Source organism: Petralouisia muris, assembly GCF_004793545.1.
Taxonomy (GTDB): domain Bacteria; phylum Bacillota; class Clostridia; order Lachnospirales; family Lachnospiraceae; genus Petralouisia; species Petralouisia muris.
Genome location: NZ_SRYA01000028.1, coordinates 39,665 through 65,555, shown reverse-complemented (window position 1 = coordinate 65,555; position 25,891 = coordinate 39,665). Strand labels below are relative to the sequence as shown.

The window sequence follows — 25,891 nt, the reverse complement described above, 5'->3', positions numbered from 1 at the left end:
ATGAATGGGTGTAAAGACATCCGGTATTGTTCTTTTCCTTAAGTTAATGACATTGTGATAAATGAGGGCTTTGGCTGCTTTGTTCTCTTCTAGGCGTATTTCCGGTATTTTCAAATACGTCCTAACAGAAAATCCCGGATAGTTTTGCAGTAATCAATATAATTATAGAGAGTTTCGCTTGAAATTCCCCGATATTCATGTTTCATATATTTTGATATTCTGGCCGCCGAAAATGTGTTTCCAACATTTGAAATAAAGTACATCAGCATCCGTTTTAATTGTTCCGTATCGCGAATCTTGTATCTGGTAATAATATCTTTTAAAATAATGGAATCATAGATGTCGCCCAGATACTGTTTTACGCTGGCTTCTTCCATGGGAAACTGGTATAAAAACGGCATGCCGCCCTACTGTAAGTAAAGCTAAAAAACTTCAGCTTCGGTTTTTTCCGGCAGCTCTTGTATCTCATCCAGGAACAGATAAATTTTCCCGCTGCGGCTTGCAGCGAAATTCTGAAGGTATGCATAGGCGGCAGAGACGGAGGAGGCAAAGTCTGATGCTTTCGATTCAAAGTTAATGGACAGTATCATGTGTTCCTGAATGCCGTTGCTTTTCAGTTCTTCTTGTATTAATTCCAGCATAACAGATTTGCCGCATCTGCGTATGCCGGTTAAGACTTTGACAATGTCTTTGCCGATAAAAGGCCGTATTCTGGACAGATACAGTTCCCGTTCGATCATTCCGATACATCTTTTCTAAAAAGTATAGGAGTATTATATCACAAATGTAACGAAATCAATCGGCTGAAAAACTTATATCACATTGCGTCGTGCAGGCGCAATATCGTAAATGTGGCTGTTTTCTTTCACAGGCTTGGAATCCTGTTCCCGGATAATGTAAATGGGACGGTTTTTATTTTCCATGTAATCTCTGGACAGATATTCTCCCAGAATAAACAGCATCAGCATCTGCAGGCTGCTTAGGAATACCACAATTGTGGAAATAAAGTAGGCGGTTCCCACATTGCGGTGGAAAACGCTTTGCTGTACCAGTCCAAACCCTCCCAGAATACAGGAGAGCGACAGCAGGAGAAAGCCCAGGACGCCAGGCAGCTTCAAAGGAGCTGTGGAGAAGGAGAGGATTCCGTCAAAGGCATAGTAAAACAGGCTTTTCAGGTTCCATTTGCTCTTTCCGGCAGCCCGCTCCACGTTGTGGAATTCCAGCCATTTCGTCTTAAATCCCACAAAAGAAAAGATCCCCTTGGTGTAACGGTTGTATTCCTTCATGGCAAGAATGGCATTTACCATGGTGCGGTTCATCATGCGGAAATCCCCGGCTCCGTCGCTCATATCCATATGAGTCATTTTTTGGATTACTTTGTAGAAGCTTCGGGAAAGCAGGCCCCGCAGCGCACCGTCCCCTTCTCTTCCCACACGTTTTCCGGCACAGCAGTCGTAGTCCTCCTGGCTTACGGCGTGGTACATGGAAGACAGGAGCCTGGGCGGGTGCTGCAGGTCAGCGTCCATAATCACACAGTAATCTCCACAGGCCTGTTTCAATCCGGCATACATAGCGGCTTCTTTGCCGAAATTCCGGGAAAAGGAAATATAATGGCAGTTTTTGTCCTGGTAACAGAGAAGCTTCAGAATATTCAGCGTATGGTCTTTGCTGCCGTCATCAATAAAGATAAATTCATAGTTTAAGTCATCGATATCATTTACTGCTGCAGAGGTTTCCTGATAGAAAAGGGCAATCACTTCTTCTTCATTGTAACAGGGTACGATTATGCTTAATTTATTCATGGATTTCCTCTCCTTTCGGTTGTTTAACGGCGGATATATTGGCAGATATTTTTAAGTCTGGGGCAGGTTTTTGGAAAATCTGGCATTTGCAGATGACATAATTTGCTGCCACAGTTACAAAGCTTACGGCAATTTTGGAAATGACCGGATGGAATTCACATCTTTGTATAAATAAAGCCAGAAGCAGGTTTTCTGTAATCAGGGTGAGAAACCGCATGGATACAAAGGAAAACATCTCTTTTCCAATCTGGTTGCCGGAACGGAATACATATTTTCGGTTAGCGATATAGGCAAAGCTTACGGCAAAGACCCAGGCAATGGTATTGGCGGTGAGATATTCTGCGCCGGCATGCAGCAGAATCAGGTAAACTGCATAGTTAATCAGGGTAGTGGCGCCTCCGGTCAGCAGATAGCTGAACAGCTCCCGGAAAGAATTGTTCTGAAGCAGCCGCTGCAGCTGCGAGTAAAATTTGTAGTTGGATAAAACTTTTTTCATAATGTCTCCTCTTTTCTGTGTAAAATTTTTCTGTAGATGTATCATAAAGAACCGTTTTCAGAATGTACGGTTACGAACAATCACGTCTCTGTTTCCAGTGTTCTGCCAGCCCGGACGCCAGAAAGAGCAGCAGCGACAGCAGGCTGATCGTCAGGGCAATGCTTTTTCCGGGCGGGCGGTAAGTAATTACAATTTCATGATCTCCCGCTTTCAGCCAAAAACCCACAAATCCAGTATTAACCTGGGAGGGGACTATGGTTTTTCCGTCCACCTGAACCTGATAGCCGTCCCGGTAAGGGAAAGAGGTAACAAACCATCCGTCTTCCTTAAGGACAGAGGAGCCGCAGAAAAGTGCAGTTCCTGGTTCTGGTGAAAAGGCTGATTCCTGGACATTCTGGTTTCCCCACTGAGAGAGCTCCATGGTCCAGAACTGGAAATCGGATAAAGTGTAAGTTCCGGAAGAAAGCACAAGATTCAAGCTGGATATTTTATCCTGGGAAGCAATCATCCAAGTAAACGTATGGTTGCGGTTGGGATAAGGCGCATTTTTTCCGGAAAGCTTGTTGCGGATTCCGTTCAGTTCTATGGTAACCTCCCTGCCGGAGGGGGATGTTACAGCTAAAGAGCAAATCAGCATTTGGTTGTCCAGAGGTTCCTCTATAGGAACGTCAATGGTTGTCTTTTTCTTTACAGAAAGCTTCAGGGTGTTTTCTGCCGGATTCCATTCACAGCCAATGCCGCGTTTTTCCAACAGCGTGATTAGCTGGGAGATTTCCGGCAGATTTTCTGAAACAGAAGCAATTCGGGAAGTTTTCATAAACTCCTCTGCGGAAATTCCTGTGACAGAGGAGGGGGATTCGCTGTCCGTAATGGTATAGCGGGTCATCGCTTCAATAGAATAGGGAAATTCCAATTTCTCATATTCGGACTGTTCCATGCTGCTGCTGCTGACATAGGCAATGGGCAGCACATTTTGATTTTCTGCAATCACAATACCGTCTTTTTCTGCAATAGGCTCGTAGCTCCAGGGAAGTCTGGAGGATTTTGCCTGAATATATCGTATGCCCATCAGATAAGAAAAAGCAGGATTGGCGTCGGTCATCAGGGCCACCCGGTTGCGGACGCGGATAGGATTTCTCATTGTATTGTAGTAAAAATCAGCATAGCCGCTGTCTGTCACAGAGGAGTACATGGTGGTTTTTCCCATGCCCCCGGTGGGCAGCGCATTTGCATTGGCGTAAGGCTCTGTAAGAATGTCAAACCGGTATCGTTTGTCAAAGTTCAGAGCTTCCAATTCTTCTTTGGAAAACACATTCTGCCGTGTATCGGTATCAGAGATAAATTCATCCTGACTTCCTATGAAAATGGATACCGCCGCAGGAAACAGGCATAGCAGCAGGTGCATGGGCAGCCTTTTATTCCTGAAAGCATTAGTTTTGCATCCCCAATGCAGAAGAGCGAAAATTCCGGCCGTCAGTGCTGCATCAAGAAGGAGCGCCGGGGAATATCTGGAACATAAAATCGGAACCAGACACAGCAGTCCGCAGATCCAATTGTGGCGTTCTTCCCCAAGAAACAGTTGTTCCAGTGATGCTGCGCAAAGTAAAATCAGCAGCGGAATCAGAGGAATCAGCACCTTATGACGCACGTACAGCATACCGCTTAGCAGCCAGGAACAAGCATTTAAGGTAAGGCACAGCAGCAGTGCGCAGCTGAGAAAACGCGTGCTTTTTCGTTTTATGCTTAACAGCAGCGTGTACAGGCAGAGGATGGTCAGCCCGCAGCCGTAAGGATGGTACAAAAGAGATTTCAGGGAGAAATCAATGGAGAATATCTCCTGGAGGGCCGTGGGAGTGCCTGCGTCTTTTTTGGTGGAAAGCAAATCCAATCCCGTAGGCAGCAGCAAAATGGCTGCCATTCCAATGGAAATTCCAATGGAGAAGAAAAAGCGGAGCCAGTGGTTTAAGTGAGCAGACTGCTTTTTTTCAGGCGCAAAATACAGGCAGTGAATCAGGTACAGCAGCAAGACTGCAAGCACTGCAGGCGCAAAGTAATAACTGTGGAGATAAATCATAACCAGAGAAAAAACCAGCAGCCCATGTTTTTTATTTGCCAGCATCCGGTCTATGCCAAGCAGGGCCAGTATCAGAAAAGGCATATAATTGACAAACATAATCTGATGGTGGGCATGGTAAAAGCAGGCGGCGCAGGCATAAAGGATTCCTCCCACTAAGCCAAAAAGGGGGCGGGTAAGATGCTTGTTCAGCCAGTACCAGCAAAGGTTTGCGCCTGCAATCAGCTCCAGAACCGCATAGATGGAAATAATGGCCGTCATGGGAACCTCTGGCAGCAAAAAGGAAATCAGCACATCCGGCCGCAGCAGTCCGTAATAAGAAAAATCATAAATATTGCTGCCTGCCCCCAGAGGAGAAGCGTCTGGAAGTATCTGTCCGGTTTCCTGGAATATTGTCCGAAATTGTTCGGCTACAGCAACATGCTGACTGAACCAGTCTCCCTCGGAGCCGAAGATGCTGTTTTCTGGGAGAATCAGCAGTACGCAGACAAGGGTGAAAATAGTCAGAAGCAGCGGACAGAGCCGGTGGTATGTTTTTTCTTTTTTATTATGTAGGTAAGTATTCTGATTCATAAGTTCCTCCTAATAGCTGTTTGGGTATCAGAATTTCTGCCTTGTTATAAATAATAGCGAGCCAGGCGTTTCTCTGGCTGCAAGGAAAAGTATAAAAGAAAAATCTAAAAAAAACATGAAAGAAAATCTTAAAGATTCTTAAGAATTTTTGAATAAGCCTGGAATTATGCTAAAATAGGATTCATAAATTTGCGACAGGAGAAAAAGCCATGAATGGAAATGAAACGCCCAGAATTCTGATTGTGGATGATAATCCTGAAATACGGGAAGTAGTCAATATTTTATTGACTGGCGAAGGGTATCAGGTGGAAGAAGCTTCAAATGGATTCCAGGATCATTAAAAGTATCTGGGGAAAAGGATACCGCTGTGAATAAGCTGGTAAAACAGAAAGGAGATACGGTGGAAAAAGGAAGGTGAAATTGACGTGGGCAGAAAACAGATATGGAGCAATAGTATGCAATAACTGGAAAAATAACATTCCGGTTATTTCTGCTGTTGATCTTATGCGGACTTCTGGCCTTTGGCAGCTTCCGGGTTTTTAATATTTTAAAGTATGGGGAAAAGGAACGGCCCGTGATTTTGTCAGTGCAGACAGACGGAGGCTATGTGGAGTTTAGTTTCCGCAACTGGAAGAGACGGCATGAAGAACAGGTGGAAAGTAACAGAATCGGCTTGAAAAGTGTGCAAAAAATGGTAGAATTGCAGGGAGGGCATTTTTTTTAGCGGAAATAAATGAAATATTTACAATTACCATTGGATTTTTGCTGTATGACAATGTTACAGACTCAGGGAGGGAAGCGAATGCGTGAACAGTTAACCAAAAGCGATGTAAAGAAAATAGAAGAAGAAATTGAATACCGGAAGCTGGTGGTCCGGAAAGAAGCCATTGAGGCGGTAAAAGAGGCCAGGGCTCACGGGGATTTAAGTGAGAATTTTGAGTACCATGCCGCCAAAAAGGACAAAAATAAGAATGAGAGCAGAATCCGGTATCTGGAACGAATGCTGAAAACAGCGCTGATTGTATCAGATACGTCCAGAGAGGATGAAGTGGGAATTAATAATACGGTTACCGTTTATTTTGAAGAAGATGAAGAAGAGCAGGTATTTCGTCTGGTGACTTCCATCCGGGGGAATTCCATGAAGAATTTGATTAGCACAGAGTCCCCTATTGGAAAAGCGCTTCTTGGCCGTAAAGCGGGGGACAGGGTAAAGATAAAGGTCAATGATGATTACAGTTATTATGCTGTGATTAAAAAAATTGAAAATACAGAGGAAGATGAAAATGATTCCATCCGGGGATTTTAATTTCCTGGAACAGACGGTTTGTGCAAGATTACAAGATACAGCACGGCATAGCAGCGGTTTCTGCGCTTGCAAAGGGCAGAAACCACAGCCGTTGAGACGGTAAGGAACTGTTAAGAAGCCATTCGGCTATTTTACAAATTTCTCAATGGCTATTTTCAAATCTTCCAGCGCCTGCTGCTCCCCGTGCTCCACTGCATCCACAATGCAGTGGGAGATATGATCCTCCAGGATAATTTTTCCGATATTATTAATGGCAGAGCGGACAGCCGCAATCTGTATCAGAACTTCGCTGCAGTCCCTGCCGTCTTCCACCATCCGTTTGACAGCTTCCATATGGCCGATAGCCCGTGACATGCGGTTCAGCACAGCTTGAGTCTGGGTATGGGTGTGAGAATGTTCATGTTTGTGGATTTCCTGCGTATGATTTTCGTTCAAATATGAAATACCTCCTTCTATAAAAACCAGACGTTCTGGCTGGTGGAAGATACACAGGCTGCCCCTGCAGAAAGCATGGAGATCACATCCTCTTTCTCGGAAATCAATCCTCCGGTGATCACAGGGATATGATTCATGCTGCAGATACGCGTAAGAACTCTGGGCATCAGCGCAGGCAGAACCTCTATCACATCCGGTTTTACATTTTGAAGCTGTTTCTCTATGTTAGAAAGTGCAAGGGAGTCAATCACAAAAAACCGAAGCACTGTAAATAGAGAAAGTTTTCCGGCATATTTTATCAATGCAGGTTTGGTAGAAATAATGCCGTCTGCATCGGTGCGCTGTTTGATATAGTCCACGGCAATTTCTTTCGGCGCCAGCCCGGTAATCAGATCCAGATGCACCATAGCTAATTTGCCGGCTTTTTTCACTTTGGCAACGATATCCGGAATATTGCAGATGTCGCCGAAGAGGATGAAAATAATCCGGCTTTCACAAGTCAGGGCGCATTCAAGGCTTTCAAAGCTGTTTACAGCAGCAATGACGGGAGAATCTTCAATGGCCTCACGGTATTCCTTTTTCATAATCTCACTCCTCATATCTGGTTTGTCTTTTATTATACACCACAGAAAAGATATTGGCTATATACGGCGGCATTTTTTAATCCCGCCGTTTGCTTTTTGACTGTTTCATCTCCAGGCTCTGGTAGAAGTTGGCCTGTTCCACAATCAGTTCCTGCCGTTCCGAAGGAAGATGGACGTCTATTTCTTTTGTGGAACGTCCATGTCCTGATGACAATAGATATGTGCCTGCTTAATCAGGTAGATTTGTTCCTGAGGGCCCAGCGTCCGATAAGTGCAGAGCAAATCTTCTTCTTTGTCATCATAGAATTCACCGGAAGGATAGGGCCGCCGGATTTCTGTGACGCCTAAAAGGTAGTCTGTGGATACTTTAAAATATTTGGCCAGTTTAATAAGTGTGGCAAAATCTGGCTCTCTGTTTCTTCTGAGATATCCGTTCAGAGTAGATGGCGCAATGTGCAGTTCTGTGGATAACTGCCTCTGGGTGAGATTGTGCTCTTCTAACAAATTTTCCAGTCTTCTGGATAATTCCATAAAAATGTTCCTCTTTTGTAAAATAGTACTCTTTTGTAACACAAATATTTTACGAAAAAATTTTTGGAAATAAATGGAATTATTCGAAATGCGAACAAAATTCACAAATGTGAATTTTACTCCGAACACAGGAAATACAAGGGGTTCCAGTCCCCGCCGCAGTCCTCTGCAGGAGAATAAGACGTCCTCCTGACAGGAAGGCAGCAAGGCCGCTGATTACTGCCATCCGCCGTCTAAGGTTATCACCTGGCCGGTCAGATAAGAGGGGGCGCTGACAATGGACAAAGCAAGCTCTGCCGCTTCTTCTGGGGAACCGAATCTCCCTGCTGGAATTTCATCGGCAAGCTGCCTTTGTTCTTCTTTGGAAAAACATTGGTTCATACTGGTGTCAATGACTCCGCAGGCAATGGCATTGACGGAGATGCCGCTGGGAGCAAGCTCTTTTGCCAGAGCCTTGGTAAAAGAATTCACGCCCCCCTTAGAAGCAGAATAGGCAACCTCGCAGGAGGCCCCCACAGCTCCCCATACAGAGGAGATATTTAAAATAGAACCTGATTGGTCCTGAACCATGGCAGGAATGGCGTATTTGCAGCAGCAGAATAAGGAGGTAAGGTTAACCTGTATCACCCGGTTCCATTCTTCCAGGCTCATGTCAGTAAGCAGACCGATATGAGAAATGCCTGCATTGTTGATCAGAACGTCTGCTTTTCCAAATTCCTGCTGTATGGTCTGAAACGCCTGATTTACAAAGGATTCGTCGCTGACGTCTCCGATTAAGGGCAGGCAGGGAACATGGAAGGTATTGTGAAGGCGGCAGGCAAGGCTGTCAAGCTCCTGGCGGGAAACGCGGCAGTTGAGGGCGAGGGAATAGCCTGCCTGGGCAAATTTTTCAGCGATTGCACGGCCGATGCCCCGGGAGGCACCGGTGATAAAGACAGTTTTTGGTTTCATAATAATAGGTAAATCCTTTCTGAGAAGCTTCCATTTTGACATGTTGTATAATTTATTACCATGGATTGAGCAAAGTGTCAAGAATTCCCAGAGATTTATTGTATTCAGATTGGGGGTGTGATATAATATACTTTACAGAGAGACTTCGAGAACTTTCTGAAACACCAAAATAAGCAGAAAAGGGGTTGGACACCATGCGTATTACAATCAGCGGTAAAAATATTGATATAACAGAAGGATTGAGAACAGCGGTAGAGGACAAGTTGTCGAAGCTGGAGCGGTACTTTACCCCTCAGACAGATATTGTTGTAACCTTAAGCGTGGAAAAAGAACGTCAAAAAATCGAGGTTACGATTCCGGTAAAGGGAAATATTATCCGTTCTGAGCAGGTCAGCAATGATATGTATGTTTCCATAGATTTAGTGGAAGAGGTTATTGAGAGGCAGCTGAAGAAGTACAAGAATAAGATTGTAGACCAGCAGCAGGCGCCGGGGAATTTTCAGCAGGAATTTATCGAGAAAGAGGTAGAGGATGACGAAGAAATCAAGATCATCCGCACCAAACGTTTTGGAATGAAGCCTATGTATCCAGAGGACGCCTGCATCCAGATGGAACTTCTGGGACATAATTTCTTTGTTTTCCAGAATGCAGAAACAGAGGAAGTGAATGTGGTATATAAGAGAAAAGGGAATACATACGGCCTGATTGAGCCGGAGTTCTAGAATATTTTCAGGCATGCCCAAATCACAGCAAGAAGGCAGAGAACTGCTGCAAAGGAAAGAATTTTGCAGCAGTTCTTTTCGTATACCGGCAGCTTTCAGGGAGGAGGAAAGAGGGAAAAATGCTCTGTCCCTGGCAAAAAGTGCGGAAATAAGTGGAGGTTATTGCCAGTGGGAATAATATAGTATAAGATATCGGCAGGAGATTAATATGCAAGGAGGATTCTCAATATGAATATCGTAGTGTTGGCAGGCGGCTTAAGCGCCGAACGCGACGTATCATTTGTCACAGGAAAAAATGTGGCGGATGCGCTGAGAGAAAAAGGACATAAAGCAATTTTACTGGATGTATTTATGGGCTACAGTGACAAGCCGGAGGAATTAACCGGGATTTTTGAGCGTTCTGAAGAGGTCAGCGCAGCAGTATCCGGAATATCCCAGGAAGCGCCGGATTTAGAAACTGTGCGAAAGAGCAGAAAGGATCAGAGCAAAAGCTTATTCGGCCCCAATGTGATTGAATTGTGCCGGATGGCAGATATTGTGTTTATGGCCCTTCATGGAGCAAACGGGGAAGACGGCAGGATTCAGGCGGCATTTGATTTATACGGAATTAAATATACCGGAACCGGATATTTAAGCAGCGCAGTTGCCATGGATAAAGGATTGTCGAAGCGGCTGTTCCTTGCCAATCAGATTCCCACGCCAAAAAGCGTTTCCATGGACCGAACAGCCTGCCAGTGGGAGTTTTCAGAGACAGGGCTGACACTGCCCTGCGTGGTAAAACCCTGCTGCGGAGGTTCCAGTATCGGGGTATCCATCGTACGAGATGAGAAAGAATATCAGCAGGCGTTAAAAGAAGCGTTCCGGTGGGAAGAAAAAGTGATTATAGAAAGCTATGTGAAGGGAAGAGAGTTTTCCGTAGGGGTTATGGATTTTCAGGCATTGCCGGTAATAGAAATCGCCCCCCTGGAAGGATTCTACGATTATAAAAACAAATATGCGGCAGGAAGCGCAGTGGAAACCTGTCCTGCACAGCTGTCTCCTTCCATTACGGAGAAGATGCAGCATTATGCTGTGGAAGTGGCGAAGGCGCTGGGATTAGAAACCTATGCCCGCATGGATTTCCTTCTGGATGAGCAGGAGAATATTTACTGTCTGGAAGCAAATACGCTGCCGGGCATGACGCCGATGAGCCTGCTTCCTCAGGAAGCACAGGCCGTTGGTATGGATTTCCCAAAACTTTGTGAAGAAATTATTCGGATTTCTTTAAAGAAATATGCATAAATTGAGTAGGAAACACAACATAGAATCGTAAATCAAAATAGAAAACGGCGGAGGCAGCTATGAAAAATATGACTTTGGAAAACATTGCAGAAGCATGCGGCGGCAGTTATTTTGGGAAGGAACAGGAGAAACAGACTGAGATCCGGGGAGCGGTGACAGACAGCAGGCAGGTGGAAGAAGGTTTTTTGTTTATCCCCGTGAAGGGAGCCAGGGTGGACGGCCATGATTTTATTCCGCAGGTCTGTGAAAAGGGAGCGGCGGCAGTTCTTACCGAGAAAAAACTGGAGAATTGCGAGAAGCCTTATATCCTGGTGCAATCCTGTCTGAGGGCGTTGAAGGATATTGCAGGATTTTACCGCAGCCAGCTTAATATTCCCATTGTGGGAATTACCGGCAGTGTGGGAAAAACCAGCACCAAAGAGATGATAGCATCTGTTTTATCAGAAAAGTATCATGTATTGAAAACGGCAGGGAATTTTAACAACGAAATCGGCCTGCCCCTGACATTGCTTCGGATTCAGGAAGAACACGAAGCGGCGGTGGTGGAAATGGGAATTTCTGATTTTGGGGAAATGCATCGTCTGGCCAAAATGGCGCAGCCGGATATCTGCGTGATTACGAATATCGGAATCTGCCATCTGGAAAATTTGAAGACCAGGGATGGAATTTTGAAAGCAAAAAGTGAAATATTTGATTATCTGAAGCCAGAAGGGCATATTATCCTAAACGGTGAGGATGATAAACTGTCCACACTGACAGAAGTGAAGGGAATCCGGCCGGTGTTTTATGGATTCGGTGAGATGCAGCCGGATATCTGCAGAAGCGGCGAAGAAGGGAAAGAAGGCAGGAAGCCTGGAATGCAGAAAGTACAGCAGGATATTTACGCGGATCATATCCAAAACTGCGGTCTGAAGGGAATGGAAGCGGATATTCATACCCCGGCAGGCACAATATCCGTCCATATCCCGATTCCGGGCCGGCATAATATTTATAACGCTATGGCAGCCGCAGGAGCGGCGCTTGCCCTGAATATGGAGTTGGAAGATATTAAGTCAGGCATAGAGAAGGCGGAAGCGATAGGCGGGCGCACCAACCTGATAGAAACCGGCGGCCTGATGTTGATTGATGACTGCTACAATGCCAATCCCGTATCCATGCGGGCTTCCCTTGACGTGCTCAGCAACGGCCTTGCCCGGACAGTGGCGGTATTGGGCGATATGGGAGAGTTGGGAGAACACGAGAAGAGGCTTCATTATGAAATAGGTGTTTATGCTGCCGAAAAGCAGATAGACACGTTGTTTTGTGCCGGAGTTCTGTCAAAAGAAATGGCAGAAGGCGCTTGTGATACCAATGACTGGTGTGAAGTGTTCCATTTTGACACAAAAGATGAGATGCTTCCCCAGTTGTTAGAGTATCTGCAGGAAGGAGATACCGTGCTGGTGAAAGCATCCCATTTCATGGATTATCCCAAGATCGTAGAGGCTGTCAGAGAGAAGTTTCATTCTGCATCATAGCCTTATGCTTTTCTAACATTTCTTCAATCTTGGACTGGGTATAGGCGCCGGAGAATTTCCGCTGCTCCTTATCCAGTTCTTTGATTAGAATCGGTTCCCCGTATTCCACAATTACATGGCATTTTTTGATCCAGGGTATATGGCTTTCAAAGATATTGTTGGTATTTGTAATGGCGATGGGAATAATGGGGCATCCGGTTTTTTCAGCCATTTTCAGGCTTCCTTCTTTAAAAGGCAGCATTCCGTTCTCCGGATGGGGATTTCTTGTGCCCTCCGGAAAAATACATACAGAAATGCCGCGCTTAATCTGATCAATTCCCGTTAAAACCATTTTCAGCCCTGCCTTCATATCATCCCGAACCAAAAACAGGCAGTACAGCCGTTTCATCCAGTTGGAAAGCAGAGGATAACGTATCATCTTGTCTTTGGCGATGTAGCCGGTAAGGCCGGGACATCTGGAATAAGTAATGACAATGTCAAAATAGCTCAGATGATTGGGAATGTAGAGGACGGCCTGATCCTTCGGCACATGCTCTTCCCCGAGCACAGTGATCTTGGTGCCGGCCAGAAAGAGAACCACCCGGAAAGCCCATTGGACAATTCGCAGGCTGCTGATATCTGCAGCATAGGGATTAAATTTTTTTACAATCCATTCTATTATCAGAATCGGAATCGAAAGAACCAGAAAAGAAATTAAAAAAACTGCAACCAAAATTATTCGTATCATAGTATCGTACCTTTTCCTTAAAAATAAATATTTATTTGTTATATTATACAGACTGAACTGGGGAAATACAATCATAATTAGAAGAAATTTTTCATAGAATTCAGGAAGAATGTAAAAAAATCAGGAAACGTGAGTATGAAAAAACAGAAGCAATGGTATCATGGTATTGTTATGTATGGGCTGGCTCTGATTACGGTAATTGCCGCATGCGTTGTCCAGGGATGCGGGCTGGAGGAGACGGACACAAAAAAATTAAAAGATTTATCCTATGAAATACTGGAGGAAAAAGAGATCCCAGAAGAGTTTCTGACGGTTATTGAGGAGAAGAAAGAGACGATTTTCAAGCTGACTTATACAGATAAAGAATATCTCTACATTGCTGCAGGTTATGGGGTACAGGAAACCGGCGGTTATAGTATCGCTGTCAATGACTGTTATCTGACGAAAAATGCGGTGTATTTTGACACTACATTGATTGGTCCTTCCAAGGGAGAAAAAATAAATCAGGTCAAGTCCTATCCCTATATCGTAATTCGGACAAAATATTTGGAGAAAAATGTGGTATTTGAGTAACGGAGCCCTGCTTTAGAACAGGAAAATCTGAAGGACAGAATAAAAAACAGTAGGAATTTTGAAGTGAATGTGGTAAGATAAGAAACAGAAATTATTTTCCGGCTTTGGAACGATGATATTGTAAAGCGGAAGTGATTTCTGTTTCCTTTTGCAGAAATCCGGCTGTTTTGCCTGGCTTTGGACAGGCTGTAGGTTGGAAAAAGAAATCTCCTGTGGCTTGCAGCGAATAATTGAAAAATAATGGATCAGTGAAAAGAACGAATGATTTTTTCCGGAATCGTCCATACTACAAACAGAGACTATCAGACAGAAAAGAGAAGGCTATTTGTAAGGGTTTTTATAGCATTTGCACAAAATTCTTTTTCAGGGTCATGCACGGATTATGTAATCCGACATAAAATAAGATAGACTGAATTACTGAAACTGCCCAGGGGAGAAGATACGGAAAGCAGGAGACTTTCATAGTATAGATTTACAAATCGACAAAGTGTGTTATAATAGTACATAAAGATTTTTTAAACTTGACAAAGAGAAAAGAATGTTACTATAATAACTTCTTGTACAAATATATAGCATAGAGGTGCGATATGGAACAGTATGTAATCAGAGGAGGGAATCCGTTAGTTGGCGAAGTGGAAATCAGCGGAGCCAAGAATGCGGCGCTGGCAATTCTGGCAGCAGCCATTATGACGGATGAAACCGTAACAATAGATAATTTACCCGATGTCAGAGATATCAATGCGTTGCTTCAGGCCATGGGAGACATAGGAGCCAGAATTGACAGAGTAGACGCTCACACTGTTAAGATCAACGGTTCTTTTGTAAAGGATATTCCGGTGGACTATGATTCTATGAAGAAAATAAGAGCTTCTTATTATCTTCTGGGAGCAATGCTTGGAAAATATAAAAGGGCGGAAGTAACTCTTCCCGGCGGATGCAACATTGGAAGCCGCCCGATGGATTTGCATATCAAGGGTTTTCGCGCTTTGGGAGCCCATGTGGAGATCCGAAACGGAGCAGTTGCGGCAGAAGCAGAGAGGCTGAAGGGAAGCCATATTTATCTGGATAAGGTATCCGTAGGCGCTACCATTAATATTATGATGGCGGCAGCCATGGCAGAAGGGAAAACAACCATAGAAAATTCGGCGAAGGAGCCCCATGTGGTGGACGTAGCCAATTTTCTCAACAGTATGGGAGCAAATATCCGCGGCGCCGGAACTGATGTGATCCGGATTGTAGGGGTGGAGAAGCTTCACAAAACTGAGTATTCCGTAATTCCGGATCAGATTGAGGCAGGAACCTTTATGTTTGCGGCGGCGGCTACCAAAGGGGATGTTACGGTCAAAAACGTGATTCCGAAGCATTTGGAAGCTACCACTGCCAAGCTTTTGGAGGCCGGCTGTGAAGTGGAAGAATTTGACGATGCTGTCCGTGTGGTAGCGTCGAAACCGCTGCGCCATACACAGGTTACCACACTGCCCTATCCGGGATTTCCCACCGATATGCAGCCTCAGATGTCTGTGGTACTGGGAATTGCCCAGGGAACCAGTACCGTGACAGAGAGTATCTTTGAGAACAGGTTTAAATATGTGGATGAATTGACCCGCATGGGAGCGGATATTAAGGTAGAGAGCAATATTGCCATTATTAATGGCGTGAAAGGATATACCGGGGCAAGAGTCAGTGCACCGGATTTGAGGGCAGGAGCGGCGTTGGTGATTGCCGGGCTTTCTGCAGAGGGAATCACCATTGTGGATGATATTCACTATATCCAGCGGGGATATGAAGCCTTTGAAGATAAGCTGGAATGTTTGGGGGCCCAGATCGCGCGGGTCAGCTCTGAAAAAGAGATACAGAAGTTCCAGTTTAAAGTAAGCTGATATGACAGAAAAGCTGTTTTCCATAATTTTACTCATTTGTTAAGAAAGAAATACTTGACAGAACAGCAAAAAGAGAGTATCTTATTGGATGAAAGAAGATTGAAAAACCAAATATTGTTGTACTGGTGAAACCCCTTGATGTTTCATCAGCTATTAATTTCTCTTATTCAGAGTGGTGGAGGTACATAGGACCTGTGAAGCCACGGCAACCCCTCTACGGAAGGTGCCAACCTGAGCGAGTAATCGAACAATAAGAGGATTTGATAATCTTTTTTTGGAATCAGGTCCGCTTATTTTTGAATAAGCGGATTTTTTACGTTAATAATATTCGAACAACCAGGAGGAGAAAAATGGAAAAAAGATTATTTACTTCAGAATCAGTAACCGAAGGGCATCCCGATAAGGTTTGTGATGCAGTGTCTGACGCAATTTTAGACGCATTGATGGCTCAGGACCCCATGAGCCGGGTGGCATGCGAGACAGCGGCGTGTACGGGATTTGTACTTGTAACTGGAGAAATTACAACTAAGGCAAATATAGATATTCCGCAGATTGTAAGAGATACTGTCAATGAAATTGGTTATGATGACGCAGCCACCGGATTTGATGGAAATACCTGCGCCGTGATGGTAGCATTGGATCAGCAGTCTGCCGACATTGCAATGGGTGTGGACAAGGCATTGGAGGCAAAAGAGAACAAAATGTCCGAAGAAGAGCTGGAGGCAATCGGAGCCGGAGATCAGGGCATGATGTTCGGATATGCAACCAATGAAACGCCGGAACTGATGCCCTATCCCATTTCACTGGCTCATAAGCTGGCGCTGCAGCTGACAAAGGTCCGCAAAGACGGCACATTAAAATACCTGCGCCCGGACGGAAAGACACAGGTTTCTGTGGAATATGATGAGGAGGGCAGGCCCAGAAGGCTGGAAGCAGTGGTGTTATCCACCCAGCATGATGCGGATGTGACCCAGGAGCAGATCCATGCTGATATCAAACAGTATGTGTTTGAGCCGATTCTGCCTCAGGAAATGGTAGACAAAGAGACGAAATTTTTCATCAATCCCACCGGACGTTTTGTAATCGGCGGGCCCCATGGAGATGCAGGGCTCACCGGCAGAAAGATTATTGTGGATACATACGGCGGATACGCACGTCACGGCGGCGGCGCTTTTTCCGGAAAAGACTGCACTAAAGTAGACCGCTCCGCAGCCTATGCAGCACGCTACGTTGCCAAAAATATTGTAGCGGCGGGCCTTGCGGATAAATGTGAGATTCAATTATCCTATGCCATCGGAGTAGCGCAGCCCACCTCCATTATGGTGGATACCTTTGGCACCGGCAAAATTTCCGACGAGAAGCTGGTGGAGATGATTCGGGAGAACTTCGATCTGCGTCCGGCAGGAATCATTAAGATGCTGGATCTAAGACGTCCCATCTACAAGCAGACAGCAGCTTACGGACATTTTGGCCGGGATGATTTGAATCTGCCCTGGGAAGCAACAGATAAAGTAGAGATTTTAAAGAAATATTTATAATTGCAAGGATATATTATAAGGGTATTTTAAGTAGAAGAAGGCCGCTGCTTCGGTTGAAAAGGAACCGGGCAGCGGTTTATTCTCTTATGAAAAATTTCGTGATGCACTTGACATTTACGATGCAATGGCTGCTCCGGGAGTTTCTGTAGATGAAATATTAGAGTGGCAGGAGATAGCATACGATGCATTTTTAAAACAGGCATTGAAAGAAGAGTGGAACAGGATGAATCAGAAAACGTTAATCGTTTATAAAAGCACAACAGGCTTTACCAGAAAATATGCAAAGTTGGCAGGAAAGGAAACCGGAAGCAAGGTGATAGAATATCAGAAGGCGACAGCAAAACTTGTGTCGGGATATGATACAGCGGTTTTTGGCAGCCGGGCCCATGCCGGCAGGATGAACGGATATCATAGAATAAAGAAAATGTTCCAAAAAAGCGGGGCAAAGCAGATGGTTTTTCCTTAGGGAGCGTTTATGAACCTGGAAGATATGCAGAGGTGAAATAGAAGGAATGATTGTATCAGACATACTTGTATCAAATCGAAAGAAACATCAGGAAACAAAAAAGCCTGCCGTGTACGAATATGAGTCAATGGTCTGTCCGGCAGAGCAAAAGGGCGGCGCTTATGTGATTTTCCCCTGGGATATCAGGGAGGAATTCGGAAAAGGACGGGTGAAAGTTCATGTCACCTTTGACGGGGAACCTTATGAGGGAAGCATTGTAAATATGGGAGTGAAAAACGAGGACGGCGGCATTTGCTATATTATCGGACTGCGAAAGGATATCCGCAGTAAAATAGGCAGGCAGCCTGGGGATTGGGTGCAGGTGACAGTGCAGGAACGTGAAAGTCCGCAGCAAGGAACTGTTCGAAAATAACTTTTTAAAAGTTATTTCTGAACAGTTCCTAAAAGTGTTTTACATATTTTTATAAGAAAAAATATTTTTCTTCCTCCCTTTTCATGCTATAATAAGAAAAAAGTACGTGCAGAATTAACAGAAACAGCTTTGGCCTGAAAGGGGAGACTGCCTTGATCTATACACCATTGACAAAGAAAGCCATGAAAATTGCCTATGACGCCCACCATGGGCAGGAGGATGCCGGCGGGGTTCCCTATGTGCTCCACGCAGTCCATCTTGCGGAGCAAATGAAAGAGGAAACTACAACATGCGCAGCGCTGCTGCATGATGTGGTGGAGGATACTGATATTACGATGGAACTGCTGGAAAAAGAATTTCCCCCGGAGGTCACGGAACTGGTGGCGCTTTTGACTCACGATCCCGGGGAAGATTATTTCGATTATATCCGCAGAATACGAGGGAACTATGGAGCAAAAATCATAAAGCTGGCAGATTTAGAGCATAATTCAGATGAAAGCAGATTATCAGGATTTGCTTCTGTAACAGAGGCCAAGAAGGAATACTGGCGCAAAAAGTACGCAAAGGCACGGAAAATACTAATGGAAAACTAATGAAAGCATGGATGTGACTGTAATTTCAATCACAGTTTTTTATACAAATTTTATAAAAATTTAGAAAATTTCCATATGTTTTTATAAGAAAACTGTTATAATAGAATTTGTCGGAGGTTGTAGCAGTTTATGAAGTTGAGAACCAGATTAATAGTATCATTCTGCCTTATTATTTTTGTGCCGGTATTGCTGGCAGTGGCAACCGTGTGGGGATTTGGGCAGTATCAGATGAAAGCAGTGCGCCAGATTTATAATATGGACGGAAGCGCTTATGACTATTTTATCAATTCTTTTAAAGTACTCAGTCATTTTACCAAAAAAGATTATGAAAAACTGCAGAAAGTTGCGGCAGAGACGCCGGAAAAGCTGGAAGATGCAGCATATCTGGATCAAATCAATCTTGAACTGGAAGAAAAATATTCTTATTTAATTCTGCGTAGGGACAAAGAATTGATTTATATAGGCAAAGAGAAGGAAACCTTTCCGGAAGAAAATCTGCCGGAATATGACAGCGACGCCATTCAAAGCGCAGGTTCCGGATTCTATATTGAAGGGGACGAGCAGGCGTTGGTGAAACAGATTGATTTTACTTTTCCAGGAGGGGAGCCAGGGAGCGCATTTATTATTACGGCTATGGAACAGATTTTGCCGGATGTGAAAGGCGTGCTTTTGGATTTGATGATTTCTGTGGTTTTGATCTTGATTTTTACGGCGGGAATGCTGACTGTCTGGATTTATCAGGGAATTATCAATCCTATCCGCAAGTTGGAAGCGGCGGCCCAGAATATTAAGGCTGGAAATCTGGATTTTACCATAGAGGCGGACGGCCGGGATGAGATAGGAGAACTATGCCGGAGTTTTGAAGAGATGCGTTATCGTCTGAAAGAATCAGCAGAAGAGAAGGTATCCGGAGAAAAGGAGAATAAAGTTCTGATCAGCAATATTTCCCATGATTTGAAGACCCCCATCACAGCCATTAAGGGATATGTGGAAGGGATTATGGATGGCGTGGCAGATACGCCGGAAAAGCATGACAAATATATCCGGACCATTTATAACAAGGCAAATGAGATGGATATGCTGATTAATGAACTGACCTTATATTCTAAGATTGACACGAATCGAATTCCTTATAATTTCAACCGTATCAATGTAGCGGATTATTTTGATGATTGTGTGGAGGAGGTTGGCCTGGATCTGGAGGCCAAAAATATTAAGCTTACTTATATCAATTATGCAGATAAGGATGTGCTGATTATTGCAGATCCGGAGCAGCTTCGGCGCGTGATTAACAATATTATCGGGAATTCCGTCAAATACCTGGACAAAGAACAGGGATTTATCAATATCCGTATCCGGGATGTAGGGGATTTCATTCAGGTGGAAATTGAAGATAACGGAAGGGGAATTGCGGCCAGAGATCTGCCATATATTTTTGACCGTTTTTACCGTACCGATGCATCCAGGAATTCAGCCACTGGAGGCAGCGGAATAGGTTTGTCCATTGTGAAGAAGATTATCGAGGATCATGGAGGACAGATTTGGGCGAACAGCAAAGAAGAAACCGGAACCATTATGTATTTTGTGATCCGGAAATATCAGGAGGTAATAAGTTGAGCAAAGTATTGATTATCGAGGATGAAGTGGCAATTGCTGATTTGGAGAAGGACTATCTGGAATTAAGCGGCTTCCATGTGGAAATTGAAAATAATGGCAATCAGGGGCTGGCAAGGGCCCTGAGCGAGGAATTTGATATGTTCATCCTGGATTTGATGCTGCCAGGGGTGGACGGATTTGAGATCTGCAAGAAAATCAGGGAGAATAAGAACACCCCCATATTGATGGTGTCGGCCAAAAAAGATGACATTGATAAAATCCGAGGGCTGGGGCTTGGAGCGGACGACTATATTACGAAGCCTTTTTCCCCAAGCGAGCTTGTGGCAAGGGTGAAAGCGCATCTTTCCCGTTACGAGCGTCTGATCAACAGCAGTGTTCAGGAAAATGACGTGATTGAGATCCGCGGACTGAAAATAGATAAAACGGCAAGGCGTGTATGGGTAAATGAAGAAGAGAAGCAGTTTACCACGAAGGAATTTGATTTGCTGACTTTTCTTGCCCAGAATCCCAACCATGTGTTTTCTAAGGAAGAGCTCTTCAGCCAGATTTGGGACTTGGAATCGGTAGGCGATATTGCAACCGTTACGGTTCACATTAAGAAAATACGTGAGAAAATTGAGTTCAGCACTACCAAACCGCAGTATATAGAGACAATCTGGGGCGTAGGATATCGCTTTAAGGTTTGATGGGTTTTACAGGATGAAAATTATTTACGAGGACAATGAAATCATCATCTGCCATAAAATGCCGGGCGTTCCCGTACAGACAGCAAGAACAGGACAACAGGATATGGTGAGTATGCTGCGCAATTACTTTGCGGACAAAGGAGAATCCACGGAAATTTTTTTAATCCGGCGCCTGGATCAGCCAGTGGAAGGAATTATGGTATTTGCAAGGAGTTCGAAAGCAGCAGCGATATTAAGCCGGCAAGTTCAGGAAAAGAGCGTGGAGAAACAGTATCTTGCTCTGGCAGAAGGGCAGTTCAAAGAAAAAACAGGCGAATTGGAGGATTATCTTTTAAAGGATGGAAAGAATAATACTTCTCAAGTTGTTCCAAAAGGAACCAAAGGCGCCAAGCCAGCCCGACTTTTTTATGAAGTAAAAAAAGTATTTTCAAAATCAGAACAATCTGCAGGTATTTTGGCAGCCGCTTGTCAGAGCGAGACAGTCAGTCTGGTAAAGATCCGGCTGGATACCGGACGGCATCATCAGATTCGTGTGCAGATGGCTCATGCAGGCCATCCTCTTGTGGGAGATAAGAAATATAACATAAATTGTCCATCAGGTTATCTGCCGGTGGGTTTGTGCTCGGTTCAGACATCCTTCTGTCATCCTCGGACCGGAGAGCGAATGGAATTTACAGTAGAACCTATGGGCAGATTATTTACAGAATTGCTCTGATTATGGATGGCATAGCCCATAAGCGTTTTATGAAATGAACAGGCTGTCCTGCATCCATTTTAAATATTTGGCACATGAGGACAGACAGATTTTTCCGGCATAAAAAACAGAAAACACCGCATACTGATTTCATGAATAGAGAAGCGAAAGAAAGCATGCAAAGGATCGGGAGAATTCTGGGAATTACCATTGCAGTTTATATCAGTATCCGCTGGCTGTTCCCTTTGGTAATTCCTTTTTTAGCCGCATTTTTACTGGCAAAGCTCCTGAATCCAATTGTTGAAAAACTGGAGAATAAATTAAAACTGAAAAGAAGCATCTGGTCTTCGATACTGGTAGGCTTGCTGCTGCTGCTTTTGGGTCTGGCAATATTCTTTTTTCTGAAAACCCTGATAGAGCAGATGAAAAATGTCATAGACAATCTGGAACTGTATAAAAGGCAGGCAGGGGAATTTTGGGAGGAATGCTGCTGTCAGATTGAGAATATTACCGGAATAGAAGCTAAGGTTATTCAGGATGGAGTGCAAAAGCAGATACCGGAAATGATGAAGCAGATGAAAACAAACGCATTTCCAACAGTAATGAGTGGGACAATTGTGTATGCAAAAAACATGTTTGTGTTTTTGGGCGTTTGTTTTGTGGTGGTAATCAGTACAATTCTTATTTTGAAGGATTATAAGAAAATGCGTGAGACCCTGGAGCGGCACCCCATTGGAAATATGGCGCTGAAAATTTGCCGAAGAACTTATGAAGCAGGCGGAGCTTATATAAAATCTCAGATCATTATTATGGTTATCATTACGATTATCTGTGTGGCAGGACTGTTTTTTTCCGGCAATGAATATGCGCTGCTGACAGGATGCGGAATAGGCATTTGCGATGCGATGCCTTTCCTGGGAACCGGAACTATTTTTGTGCCCTGGGCTGTGATTGAATTGATTCAGGGAAGGTACATGTTGGCAGCCATATATACTATCATCTACACCATATGCAGCCTGATGCGCGAAATTTTAGAACCGAAGCTGTTGGGAAATAAACTGGGAATGCATCCTCTGGCGGTGATTGTAAGTATGTACGTGGGTTTAAAAATCTATGGCCTGTGGGGATTTGCCCTTGGTCCCCTTTCTTATATTCTGATCAAAGAAATCTATTATGAAACTTTGCTTGACAATCAGGAGGAATTGTCTTAGAATAGCCATTAGCAACGTATTACCTGAATGCAGGAGTTTATATGGGAATTGGAGCAGAATAGGATCGGCGCACAAGTCCCAGAAGAAAGAAGCATACATGAAAATCAGCGAGGAAGAGGAACAGTACAGACAGGAAGATGCACAGAGAAGAAATCATTGGTGAGAGATTTCCCATATGAATATCTGGAACCCGCCTTGGAGCTGCGTACGAAAGTACGACGTGAAGCCGCGTTAAGGCAATTGAGAGAATAGCGTAAAGTTATTAATCAGGGTGGTACCGCCGGATGTCCGGTCCCTATCGGGATTCGGAGATCCGGCTTTTTGATGTCTCAAAAGGAAGAACAGCTTTAGTAAAGGAGGAAGAAATTATGGCAAAGGACAAAAAGTTAGTGGAAGCCATAACGTCCATGGAAGTGGATTTTGCCCAGTGGTACACAGATGTGGTGAAAAAAGCGGAATTAATTGATTATTCCAGTGTAAAAGGATGTATGGTAATTAAGCCGGCAGGTTATGCTATTTGGGAAAATATTCAAAAAGAGCTGGATCGCAGGTTTAAAGAAACAGGGGTAGAGAATGTATACATGCCGATGTTTATTCCGGAAAGTTTGCTGCAGAAGGAAAAAGATCATGTAGAAGGATTTGCACCGGAGGTAGCCTGGGTCACTCATGGCGGATTAAATCCCCTGCAGGAGAGAATGTGTATCAGACCTACCTCAGAAACGCTGTTTTGTGATTTTTACGCCAATGATATTCAGTCCTATCGTGATTTGCCTAAATGTTATAATCAGTGGTGTTCAGTGGTGCGGTGGGAGAAAGAAACCAGACCATTTTTGCGATCCAGAGAATTCTTATGGCAGGAAGGGCACACCGCTCATGCAACGGCAGAGGAGGCAGAGGAGCGGACCCTTCAGATGCTGCGGCTGTATGCTGATTTCTGTGAGGAAGTACTGGCAATGCCGGTGATCCGGGGAAGAAAAACAGAGAAAGAGAAATTTGCGGGAGCAGAGGCGACTTATACCATTGAAGCGCTGATGCATGACGGAAAGGCATTGCAGTCCGGCACCAGTCACAATTTCGGGGATGGTTTTGCAAAGGCTTTTGGAATCCAGTATACCGATAAAGATAATAAGCTTCAGTATGTTCATCAGACTTCCTGGGGAATGACAACCCGTCTGATTGGGGCAATTATTATGGTGCATGGAGATGATTCCGGATTGGTTCTTCCTCCTGAGATTGCACCAGTTCAGGTTATGGTAATTCCTATTCAGCAGCACAAGGACGGCATCCTGAACAAAGCGTGCGAAGTGAAGGAATTGCTGGCTCAGGCAGGAATCCGGGTGAAAATGGATGACAGTGAAAAGAGCCCTGGATGGAAATTTTCAGAACAGGAAATGCGGGGAATTCCAATTCGTGTGGAACTTGGGCCAAAGGACATGGAAGCGGGAAAATGTGTGTTGGTGCGCAGAGATACCAGAGAAAAAACAGAGTGTCCACTGGAAGAAGCGGCAGCGGCAGCGGTAGAATTATTAAAGACGATCCAGAAGGATATGTTTGAACGGGCAAAGAAGCATCAGGAATCTCATGTCACAGAAGTGAAATCTTATGATGAGTTTAAGGATGCAGTGGAACATAAGCCTGGATTTATACGTGCTATGTGGTGCGGGGATGTGGAATGTGAGAATAAGATCAAAGAGGACACCACGGCGACTTCCAGATGTATGCCCTTAGAAGCTCAAAAAGCAGTTTCTGATGTGTGTGTGTGCTGCGGAAAACCTGCCCATAAACTGGTTTATTGGGGAAAAGCATATTAAACTGTTTTTGCCTTGAAATAGTGAAAACTTGTTGGCAAATCATTTAGCTCACGGGTATAATCGGCAGATTTGGCAGAATAGAAATTTATGCAATTAAAAGGCTGCACCGATATCAACTTCATCTGATGCAGCCTTCTATACTATGCTGTCCATGGGACTTTTACCTCATTCTTTCTGAAATCCTGATTCATTTCTCTGGAAATTTTGCCACCTCTGAATATGATGGTATGTATCCATATAATGAACGTATCCTACTGGAATATCATACACTGTTTTCTTTTGATTGCTGATTCAGGGCTTCTTTTGAAACTCCTCTTGATTTCTGTCTAATCTTAAACTTCTTTGTTCTGAACTTATCAAGTGGTTCATCCCTTGACTGAATTCCTTGTAAAAAAACTTAATATCTGCTACTGGAGTTCTTTCATCTTCCCATTCCGAAAATATAAGGTCGGATATTATTACGTCTGTTAATATAATTCAAATGCTATCAAGTTGAACAATAACCTTATTATAATTTCCCATTCCGAAAATGTAATTTTCCACCTAAGCATCTAAAAAAATTCTTCTGTTTTAAAATTCAGCTTCCGTTCTCTGCACTCTCAAAACTCTTCACTAAGAAAGTTTAATTCTGATGTTAAGTTCTGTACCTGGTGTCATTTGAGAGTAGTTCACTTAATATTTTGGTGGTCCGTACCTCGCTTTCTTAAATTAAGAGATATTTCATGTCGTTCCCAATGGTCTGTACCTCCTTTTCTGAAGTTGTGTTTCTTTTGTTTTGTTGAGTTTATTATATCTAATAAAAAGAAAAATGTCAACAATTATTTTTAAAAAAATATATTAAAGCTTCTTATAATTGGAATAATATAAATAAGTTATAAAATATTCTGAAAATTCAAAGAAAAATGCAAAAGGATGCGAACAGAAACCAGGAAAAACAGGACAGAAACAGAAAAGCTGCCCATTCGCTGGAAAAACAGCGCAATAGTCAGCTCTTTGGTTCTGCCGCTATGCAATTATACTTCAGCAAGATAATTTGCTGGTTTTCTTAAAGTAATTTGAATATGTTGGCAAATAATTTGACTCATGGGCGTATTTTCCAAGAGCAAATTATTTAACTCTGGGAAGCTTCCAAAGCTGCACGGCAGGCTTTGGCAAGCTGGTCTCCGCAGGAGGTGGGTCTGCCGTTGCAGGAAATGCCGCCTATTTTTTCTTCTACCTGTTCTACGGTAAGGCCTTCCACCAGCTTGGGAATTGCTTTCAGATTGCCATTGCATCCTCCGGTAAACTTTACATATTTCACAACGTTGCCTTCTAATTCAACTTCAATCAATGTGGAGCAGGTTCCTCTGGTTTTATAAACATAGCTCATGTGATTCATCTCCTTTTGCAGTAAATATAGAAATTAATTTTGAAA

Annotated in this window: 28 protein-coding genes, 1 pseudogene, 1 riboswitch and 1 other annotated feature; of the genes and pseudogenes, 17 read left to right on the top strand and 12 right to left on the bottom strand. The window is 43.9% G+C overall.

All coding sequences use genetic code 11. From position 1 onward, the window contains the following. Positions 1-110 precede the first annotated feature (110 nt). The 5 genes from E5329_RS14690 to E5329_RS14670 all read right to left on the bottom strand — a co-directional run bounded on the left by E5329_RS14690 (position 111) and on the right by E5329_RS14670 (position 4,945). Entirely contained in the window at positions 111-401 is a 291-nt protein-coding gene (locus E5329_RS14690; protein ID WP_135990261.1) for an ATP-binding protein, read from the bottom strand. 21 nt (positions 402-422) lie between these two features. Continuing rightward, positions 423-740: an AAA family ATPase gene (locus E5329_RS14685; protein WP_135990260.1), complete on the bottom strand. Its 318-nt coding sequence runs from the start codon at positions 738-740 to the stop codon at positions 423-425. A gap of 72 nt (positions 741-812) precedes the next feature. Then, on the bottom strand, positions 813-1,802 hold the full coding sequence (locus E5329_RS14680; RefSeq protein WP_135990259.1) for a glycosyltransferase family 2 protein: 990 nt from the start codon (positions 1,800-1,802) through the stop codon (positions 813-815). Next, positions 1,795-2,298: a GtrA family protein gene (locus E5329_RS14675; protein ID WP_135990258.1), complete on the bottom strand. Its 504-nt coding sequence runs from the start codon at positions 2,296-2,298 to the stop codon at positions 1,795-1,797. Before E5329_RS14675 ends, E5329_RS14680 begins: the two co-directional genes overlap by 8 nt. Positions 2,299-2,368: 70 nt before the next feature. Beyond that, complete coding sequence (locus E5329_RS14670) at positions 2,369-4,945, bottom strand: YfhO family protein (RefSeq protein ID WP_135990257.1); 2,577 nt, start codon at positions 4,943-4,945, stop codon at positions 2,369-2,371. A gap of 209 nt (positions 4,946-5,154) precedes the next feature. Between E5329_RS14670 and E5329_RS14665 the strand changes: the two are divergent. The 3 genes and pseudogenes from E5329_RS14665 to greA all read left to right on the top strand — a co-directional run. Beyond that, a pseudogene (locus E5329_RS14665) lies at positions 5,155-5,271 on the top strand (DNA-binding response regulator); the annotation flags it as partial. Between the two features lie 248 nt (positions 5,272-5,519). Continuing rightward, positions 5,520-5,669, top strand: coding sequence for a hypothetical protein (locus E5329_RS29800; protein WP_168356639.1), 150 nt, complete (start codon positions 5,520-5,522; stop codon positions 5,667-5,669). Between the two features lie 78 nt (positions 5,670-5,747). Beyond that, positions 5,748-6,251: a transcription elongation factor GreA gene (gene greA, locus E5329_RS14660; RefSeq protein ID WP_135990255.1), complete on the top strand. Its 504-nt coding sequence runs from the start codon at positions 5,748-5,750 to the stop codon at positions 6,249-6,251. A 126-nt stretch (positions 6,252-6,377) separates the two neighbouring features. On the opposite strand, the gene E5329_RS14655 is transcribed toward greA, so the two are convergent. The 5 genes from E5329_RS14655 to ymfI all read right to left on the bottom strand — a co-directional run bounded on the left by E5329_RS14655 (position 6,378) and on the right by ymfI (position 8,752). Then, entirely contained in the window at positions 6,378-6,686 is a 309-nt protein-coding gene (locus E5329_RS14655) for a metal-sensing transcriptional repressor (protein WP_275443300.1), read from the bottom strand. A 17-nt stretch (positions 6,687-6,703) separates the two neighbouring features. Then, complete coding sequence (locus E5329_RS14650) at positions 6,704-7,270, bottom strand: glycerol-3-phosphate responsive antiterminator (RefSeq protein ID WP_135990253.1); 567 nt, start codon at positions 7,268-7,270, stop codon at positions 6,704-6,706. Between the two features lie 76 nt (positions 7,271-7,346). After that, positions 7,347-7,484, bottom strand: a complete 138-nt coding sequence (locus tag E5329_RS29795; RefSeq protein WP_168356638.1) for a hypothetical protein — start codon at positions 7,482-7,484, stop codon at positions 7,347-7,349. After that, complete coding sequence (locus tag E5329_RS14645; RefSeq protein ID WP_135990252.1) at positions 7,448-7,801, bottom strand: helix-turn-helix domain-containing protein; 354 nt, start codon at positions 7,799-7,801, stop codon at positions 7,448-7,450. Before E5329_RS14645 ends, E5329_RS29795 begins: the two co-directional genes overlap by 37 nt. A 216-nt stretch (positions 7,802-8,017) precedes the next feature. Continuing rightward, entirely contained in the window at positions 8,018-8,752 is a 735-nt protein-coding gene (ymfI, locus tag E5329_RS14640; protein ID WP_135990251.1) for an elongation factor P 5-aminopentanone reductase, read from the bottom strand. A 194-nt stretch (positions 8,753-8,946) separates the two neighbouring features. On the opposite strand from ymfI, the gene hpf reads away from it, so the two are divergent. The 3 genes from hpf to E5329_RS14625 all read left to right on the top strand — a co-directional run bounded on the left by hpf (position 8,947) and on the right by E5329_RS14625 (position 12,269). Next, complete coding sequence (gene hpf / locus E5329_RS14635; protein WP_135990250.1) at positions 8,947-9,474, top strand: ribosome hibernation-promoting factor, HPF/YfiA family; 528 nt, start codon at positions 8,947-8,949, stop codon at positions 9,472-9,474. Positions 9,475-9,702: 228 nt separating this feature from the next. Further along, complete coding sequence (locus E5329_RS14630; RefSeq protein ID WP_135990249.1) at positions 9,703-10,755, top strand: D-alanine--D-alanine ligase family protein; 1,053 nt, start codon at positions 9,703-9,705, stop codon at positions 10,753-10,755. A 59-nt stretch (positions 10,756-10,814) separates the two neighbouring features. Continuing rightward, positions 10,815-12,269 carry a UDP-N-acetylmuramoyl-tripeptide--D-alanyl-D-alanine ligase gene (locus E5329_RS14625; protein WP_135990248.1) on the top strand — a complete coding sequence of 485 codons (1,455 nt, stop codon included), beginning with the start codon at positions 10,815-10,817 and terminating at the stop codon, positions 12,267-12,269. Here E5329_RS14625 and E5329_RS14620 read toward each other — a convergent pair. Then, positions 12,241-12,996 (bottom strand): lysophospholipid acyltransferase family protein, encoded by a 756-nt coding sequence (locus tag E5329_RS14620; RefSeq protein WP_135990247.1) that lies wholly within the window; start codon positions 12,994-12,996, stop codon positions 12,241-12,243. The genes E5329_RS14625 and E5329_RS14620 overlap by 29 nt on opposite strands. Positions 12,997-13,131: 135 nt before the next feature. Between E5329_RS14620 and E5329_RS14615 the strand changes: the two genes are divergently transcribed. The 11 genes from E5329_RS14615 to proS all read left to right on the top strand — a co-directional run bounded on the left by E5329_RS14615 (position 13,132) and on the right by proS (position 24,477). Beyond that, the gene (locus E5329_RS14615) at positions 13,132-13,569 is read left to right on the top strand and encodes a protease complex subunit PrcB family protein (RefSeq protein WP_135990246.1); all 438 of its coding nucleotides are present in this window, start codon (positions 13,132-13,134) and stop codon (positions 13,567-13,569) included. Positions 13,570-14,156: 587 nt separating this feature from the next. Continuing rightward, positions 14,157-15,449, top strand: coding sequence for a UDP-N-acetylglucosamine 1-carboxyvinyltransferase (locus tag E5329_RS14610; RefSeq protein ID WP_135990245.1), 1,293 nt, complete (start codon positions 14,157-14,159; stop codon positions 15,447-15,449). 160 nt (positions 15,450-15,609) lie between these two features. After that, a riboswitch (SAM riboswitch) is annotated at positions 15,610-15,706 on the top strand. A 93-nt stretch (positions 15,707-15,799) separates the two neighbouring features. Continuing rightward, complete coding sequence (gene metK, locus E5329_RS14605; protein WP_135990244.1) at positions 15,800-16,987, top strand: methionine adenosyltransferase; 1,188 nt, start codon at positions 15,800-15,802, stop codon at positions 16,985-16,987. Between the two features lie 124 nt (positions 16,988-17,111). Further along, positions 17,112-17,453 (top strand): flavodoxin family protein, encoded by a 342-nt coding sequence (locus tag E5329_RS14600; protein ID WP_135990243.1) that lies wholly within the window; start codon positions 17,112-17,114, stop codon positions 17,451-17,453. A 127-nt stretch (positions 17,454-17,580) separates the two neighbouring features. After that, positions 17,581-17,865, top strand: a complete 285-nt coding sequence (locus E5329_RS14595) for a DUF1905 domain-containing protein (RefSeq protein WP_135990264.1) — start codon at positions 17,581-17,583, stop codon at positions 17,863-17,865. A 152-nt stretch (positions 17,866-18,017) separates the two neighbouring features. Beyond that, on the top strand, positions 18,018-18,458 hold the full coding sequence (locus E5329_RS14590; RefSeq protein WP_135990242.1) for an HD domain-containing protein: 441 nt from the start codon (positions 18,018-18,020) through the stop codon (positions 18,456-18,458). Positions 18,459-18,587: 129 nt separating this feature from the next. Then, positions 18,588-20,075 carry a sensor histidine kinase gene (locus E5329_RS14585; protein WP_135990241.1) on the top strand — a complete coding sequence of 496 codons (1,488 nt, stop codon included), beginning with the start codon at positions 18,588-18,590 and terminating at the stop codon, positions 20,073-20,075. Beyond that, the gene (locus E5329_RS14580; RefSeq protein WP_135990240.1) at positions 20,072-20,761 is read left to right on the top strand and encodes a response regulator transcription factor; all 690 of its coding nucleotides are present in this window, start codon (positions 20,072-20,074) and stop codon (positions 20,759-20,761) included. The genes E5329_RS14585 and E5329_RS14580 overlap by 4 nt, the downstream gene beginning before the upstream one ends. Before the next feature lie 13 nt (positions 20,762-20,774). Continuing rightward, positions 20,775-21,476 carry an RluA family pseudouridine synthase gene (locus E5329_RS14575; protein WP_135990239.1) on the top strand — a complete coding sequence of 234 codons (702 nt, stop codon included), beginning with the start codon at positions 20,775-20,777 and terminating at the stop codon, positions 21,474-21,476. A 131-nt stretch (positions 21,477-21,607) separates the two neighbouring features. After that, a complete protein-coding gene (ytvI, locus tag E5329_RS14570) occupies positions 21,608-22,666 on the top strand; it encodes a sporulation integral membrane protein YtvI (protein ID WP_168356637.1) in 1,059 nt (352 codons plus the stop codon). A gap of 101 nt (positions 22,667-22,767) precedes the next feature. Then, positions 22,768-22,966, top strand: a binding site (T-box leader). Positions 22,967-23,034: 68 nt separating this feature from the next. Further along, the gene (gene proS / locus E5329_RS14565; protein WP_135990237.1) at positions 23,035-24,477 is read left to right on the top strand and encodes a proline--tRNA ligase; all 1,443 of its coding nucleotides are present in this window, start codon (positions 23,035-23,037) and stop codon (positions 24,475-24,477) included. Positions 24,478-25,588: 1,111 nt separating this feature from the next. On the opposite strand, the gene E5329_RS14560 is transcribed toward proS, so the two are convergent. Then, the gene (locus E5329_RS14560; protein WP_135990236.1) at positions 25,589-25,846 is read right to left on the bottom strand and encodes a TIGR03905 family TSCPD domain-containing protein; all 258 of its coding nucleotides are present in this window, start codon (positions 25,844-25,846) and stop codon (positions 25,589-25,591) included. Between the last annotated feature and the right edge of the window lie 45 nt (positions 25,847-25,891).

Bases quoted from the DNA above. Each gene is read 5' to 3' on its own strand.
- ymfI (WP_135990251.1), bottom strand. From the start codon at position 8,752: ATGAAACCAAAAACTGTCTTTATCACCGGTGCCTCCCGGGGCATCGGC.
- proS (WP_135990237.1), top strand. From the start codon at position 23,035: ATGGCAAAGGACAAAAAGTTAGTGGAAGCCATAACGTCCATGGAAGTG.
- E5329_RS14645 (WP_135990252.1), bottom strand. From the start codon at position 7,801: ATGGAATTATCCAGAAGACTGGAAAATTTGTTAGAAGAGCACAATCTC.
- E5329_RS14560 (WP_135990236.1), bottom strand. From the start codon at position 25,846: ATGAGCTATGTTTATAAAACCAGAGGAACCTGCTCCACATTGATTGAA.
- hpf (WP_135990250.1), top strand. From the start codon at position 8,947: ATGCGTATTACAATCAGCGGTAAAAATATTGATATAACAGAAGGATTG.
- E5329_RS14690 (WP_135990261.1), bottom strand. From the start codon at position 401: ATGCCGTTTTTATACCAGTTTCCCATGGAAGAAGCCAGCGTAAAACAG.
- E5329_RS14620 (WP_135990247.1), bottom strand. From the start codon at position 12,996: ATGATACGAATAATTTTGGTTGCAGTTTTTTTAATTTCTTTTCTGGTT.
- E5329_RS14650 (WP_135990253.1), bottom strand. From the start codon at position 7,270: ATGAAAAAGGAATACCGTGAGGCCATTGAAGATTCTCCCGTCATTGCT.
- E5329_RS14595 (WP_135990264.1), top strand. From the start codon at position 17,581: ATGGTCTGTCCGGCAGAGCAAAAGGGCGGCGCTTATGTGATTTTCCCC.
- ytvI (WP_168356637.1), top strand. From the start codon at position 21,608: ATGAATAGAGAAGCGAAAGAAAGCATGCAAAGGATCGGGAGAATTCTG.
- E5329_RS14575 (WP_135990239.1), top strand. From the start codon at position 20,775: ATGAAAATTATTTACGAGGACAATGAAATCATCATCTGCCATAAAATG.
- E5329_RS14685 (WP_135990260.1), bottom strand. From the start codon at position 740: ATGATCGAACGGGAACTGTATCTGTCCAGAATACGGCCTTTTATCGGC.
- greA (WP_135990255.1), top strand. From the start codon at position 5,748: ATGCGTGAACAGTTAACCAAAAGCGATGTAAAGAAAATAGAAGAAGAA.
- E5329_RS14615 (WP_135990246.1), top strand. From the start codon at position 13,132: ATGAAAAAACAGAAGCAATGGTATCATGGTATTGTTATGTATGGGCTG.
- metK (WP_135990244.1), top strand. From the start codon at position 15,800: ATGGAAAAAAGATTATTTACTTCAGAATCAGTAACCGAAGGGCATCCC.
- E5329_RS14600 (WP_135990243.1), top strand. From the start codon at position 17,112: ATGGCTGCTCCGGGAGTTTCTGTAGATGAAATATTAGAGTGGCAGGAG.
- E5329_RS14630 (WP_135990249.1), top strand. From the start codon at position 9,703: ATGAATATCGTAGTGTTGGCAGGCGGCTTAAGCGCCGAACGCGACGTA.
- E5329_RS14670 (WP_135990257.1), bottom strand. From the start codon at position 4,945: ATGAATCAGAATACTTACCTACATAATAAAAAAGAAAAAACATACCAC.
- E5329_RS14675 (WP_135990258.1), bottom strand. From the start codon at position 2,298: ATGAAAAAAGTTTTATCCAACTACAAATTTTACTCGCAGCTGCAGCGG.
- E5329_RS14610 (WP_135990245.1), top strand. From the start codon at position 14,157: ATGGAACAGTATGTAATCAGAGGAGGGAATCCGTTAGTTGGCGAAGTG.
- E5329_RS14625 (WP_135990248.1), top strand. From the start codon at position 10,815: ATGAAAAATATGACTTTGGAAAACATTGCAGAAGCATGCGGCGGCAGT.
- E5329_RS14680 (WP_135990259.1), bottom strand. From the start codon at position 1,802: ATGAATAAATTAAGCATAATCGTACCCTGTTACAATGAAGAAGAAGTG.
- E5329_RS14585 (WP_135990241.1), top strand. From the start codon at position 18,588: ATGAAGTTGAGAACCAGATTAATAGTATCATTCTGCCTTATTATTTTT.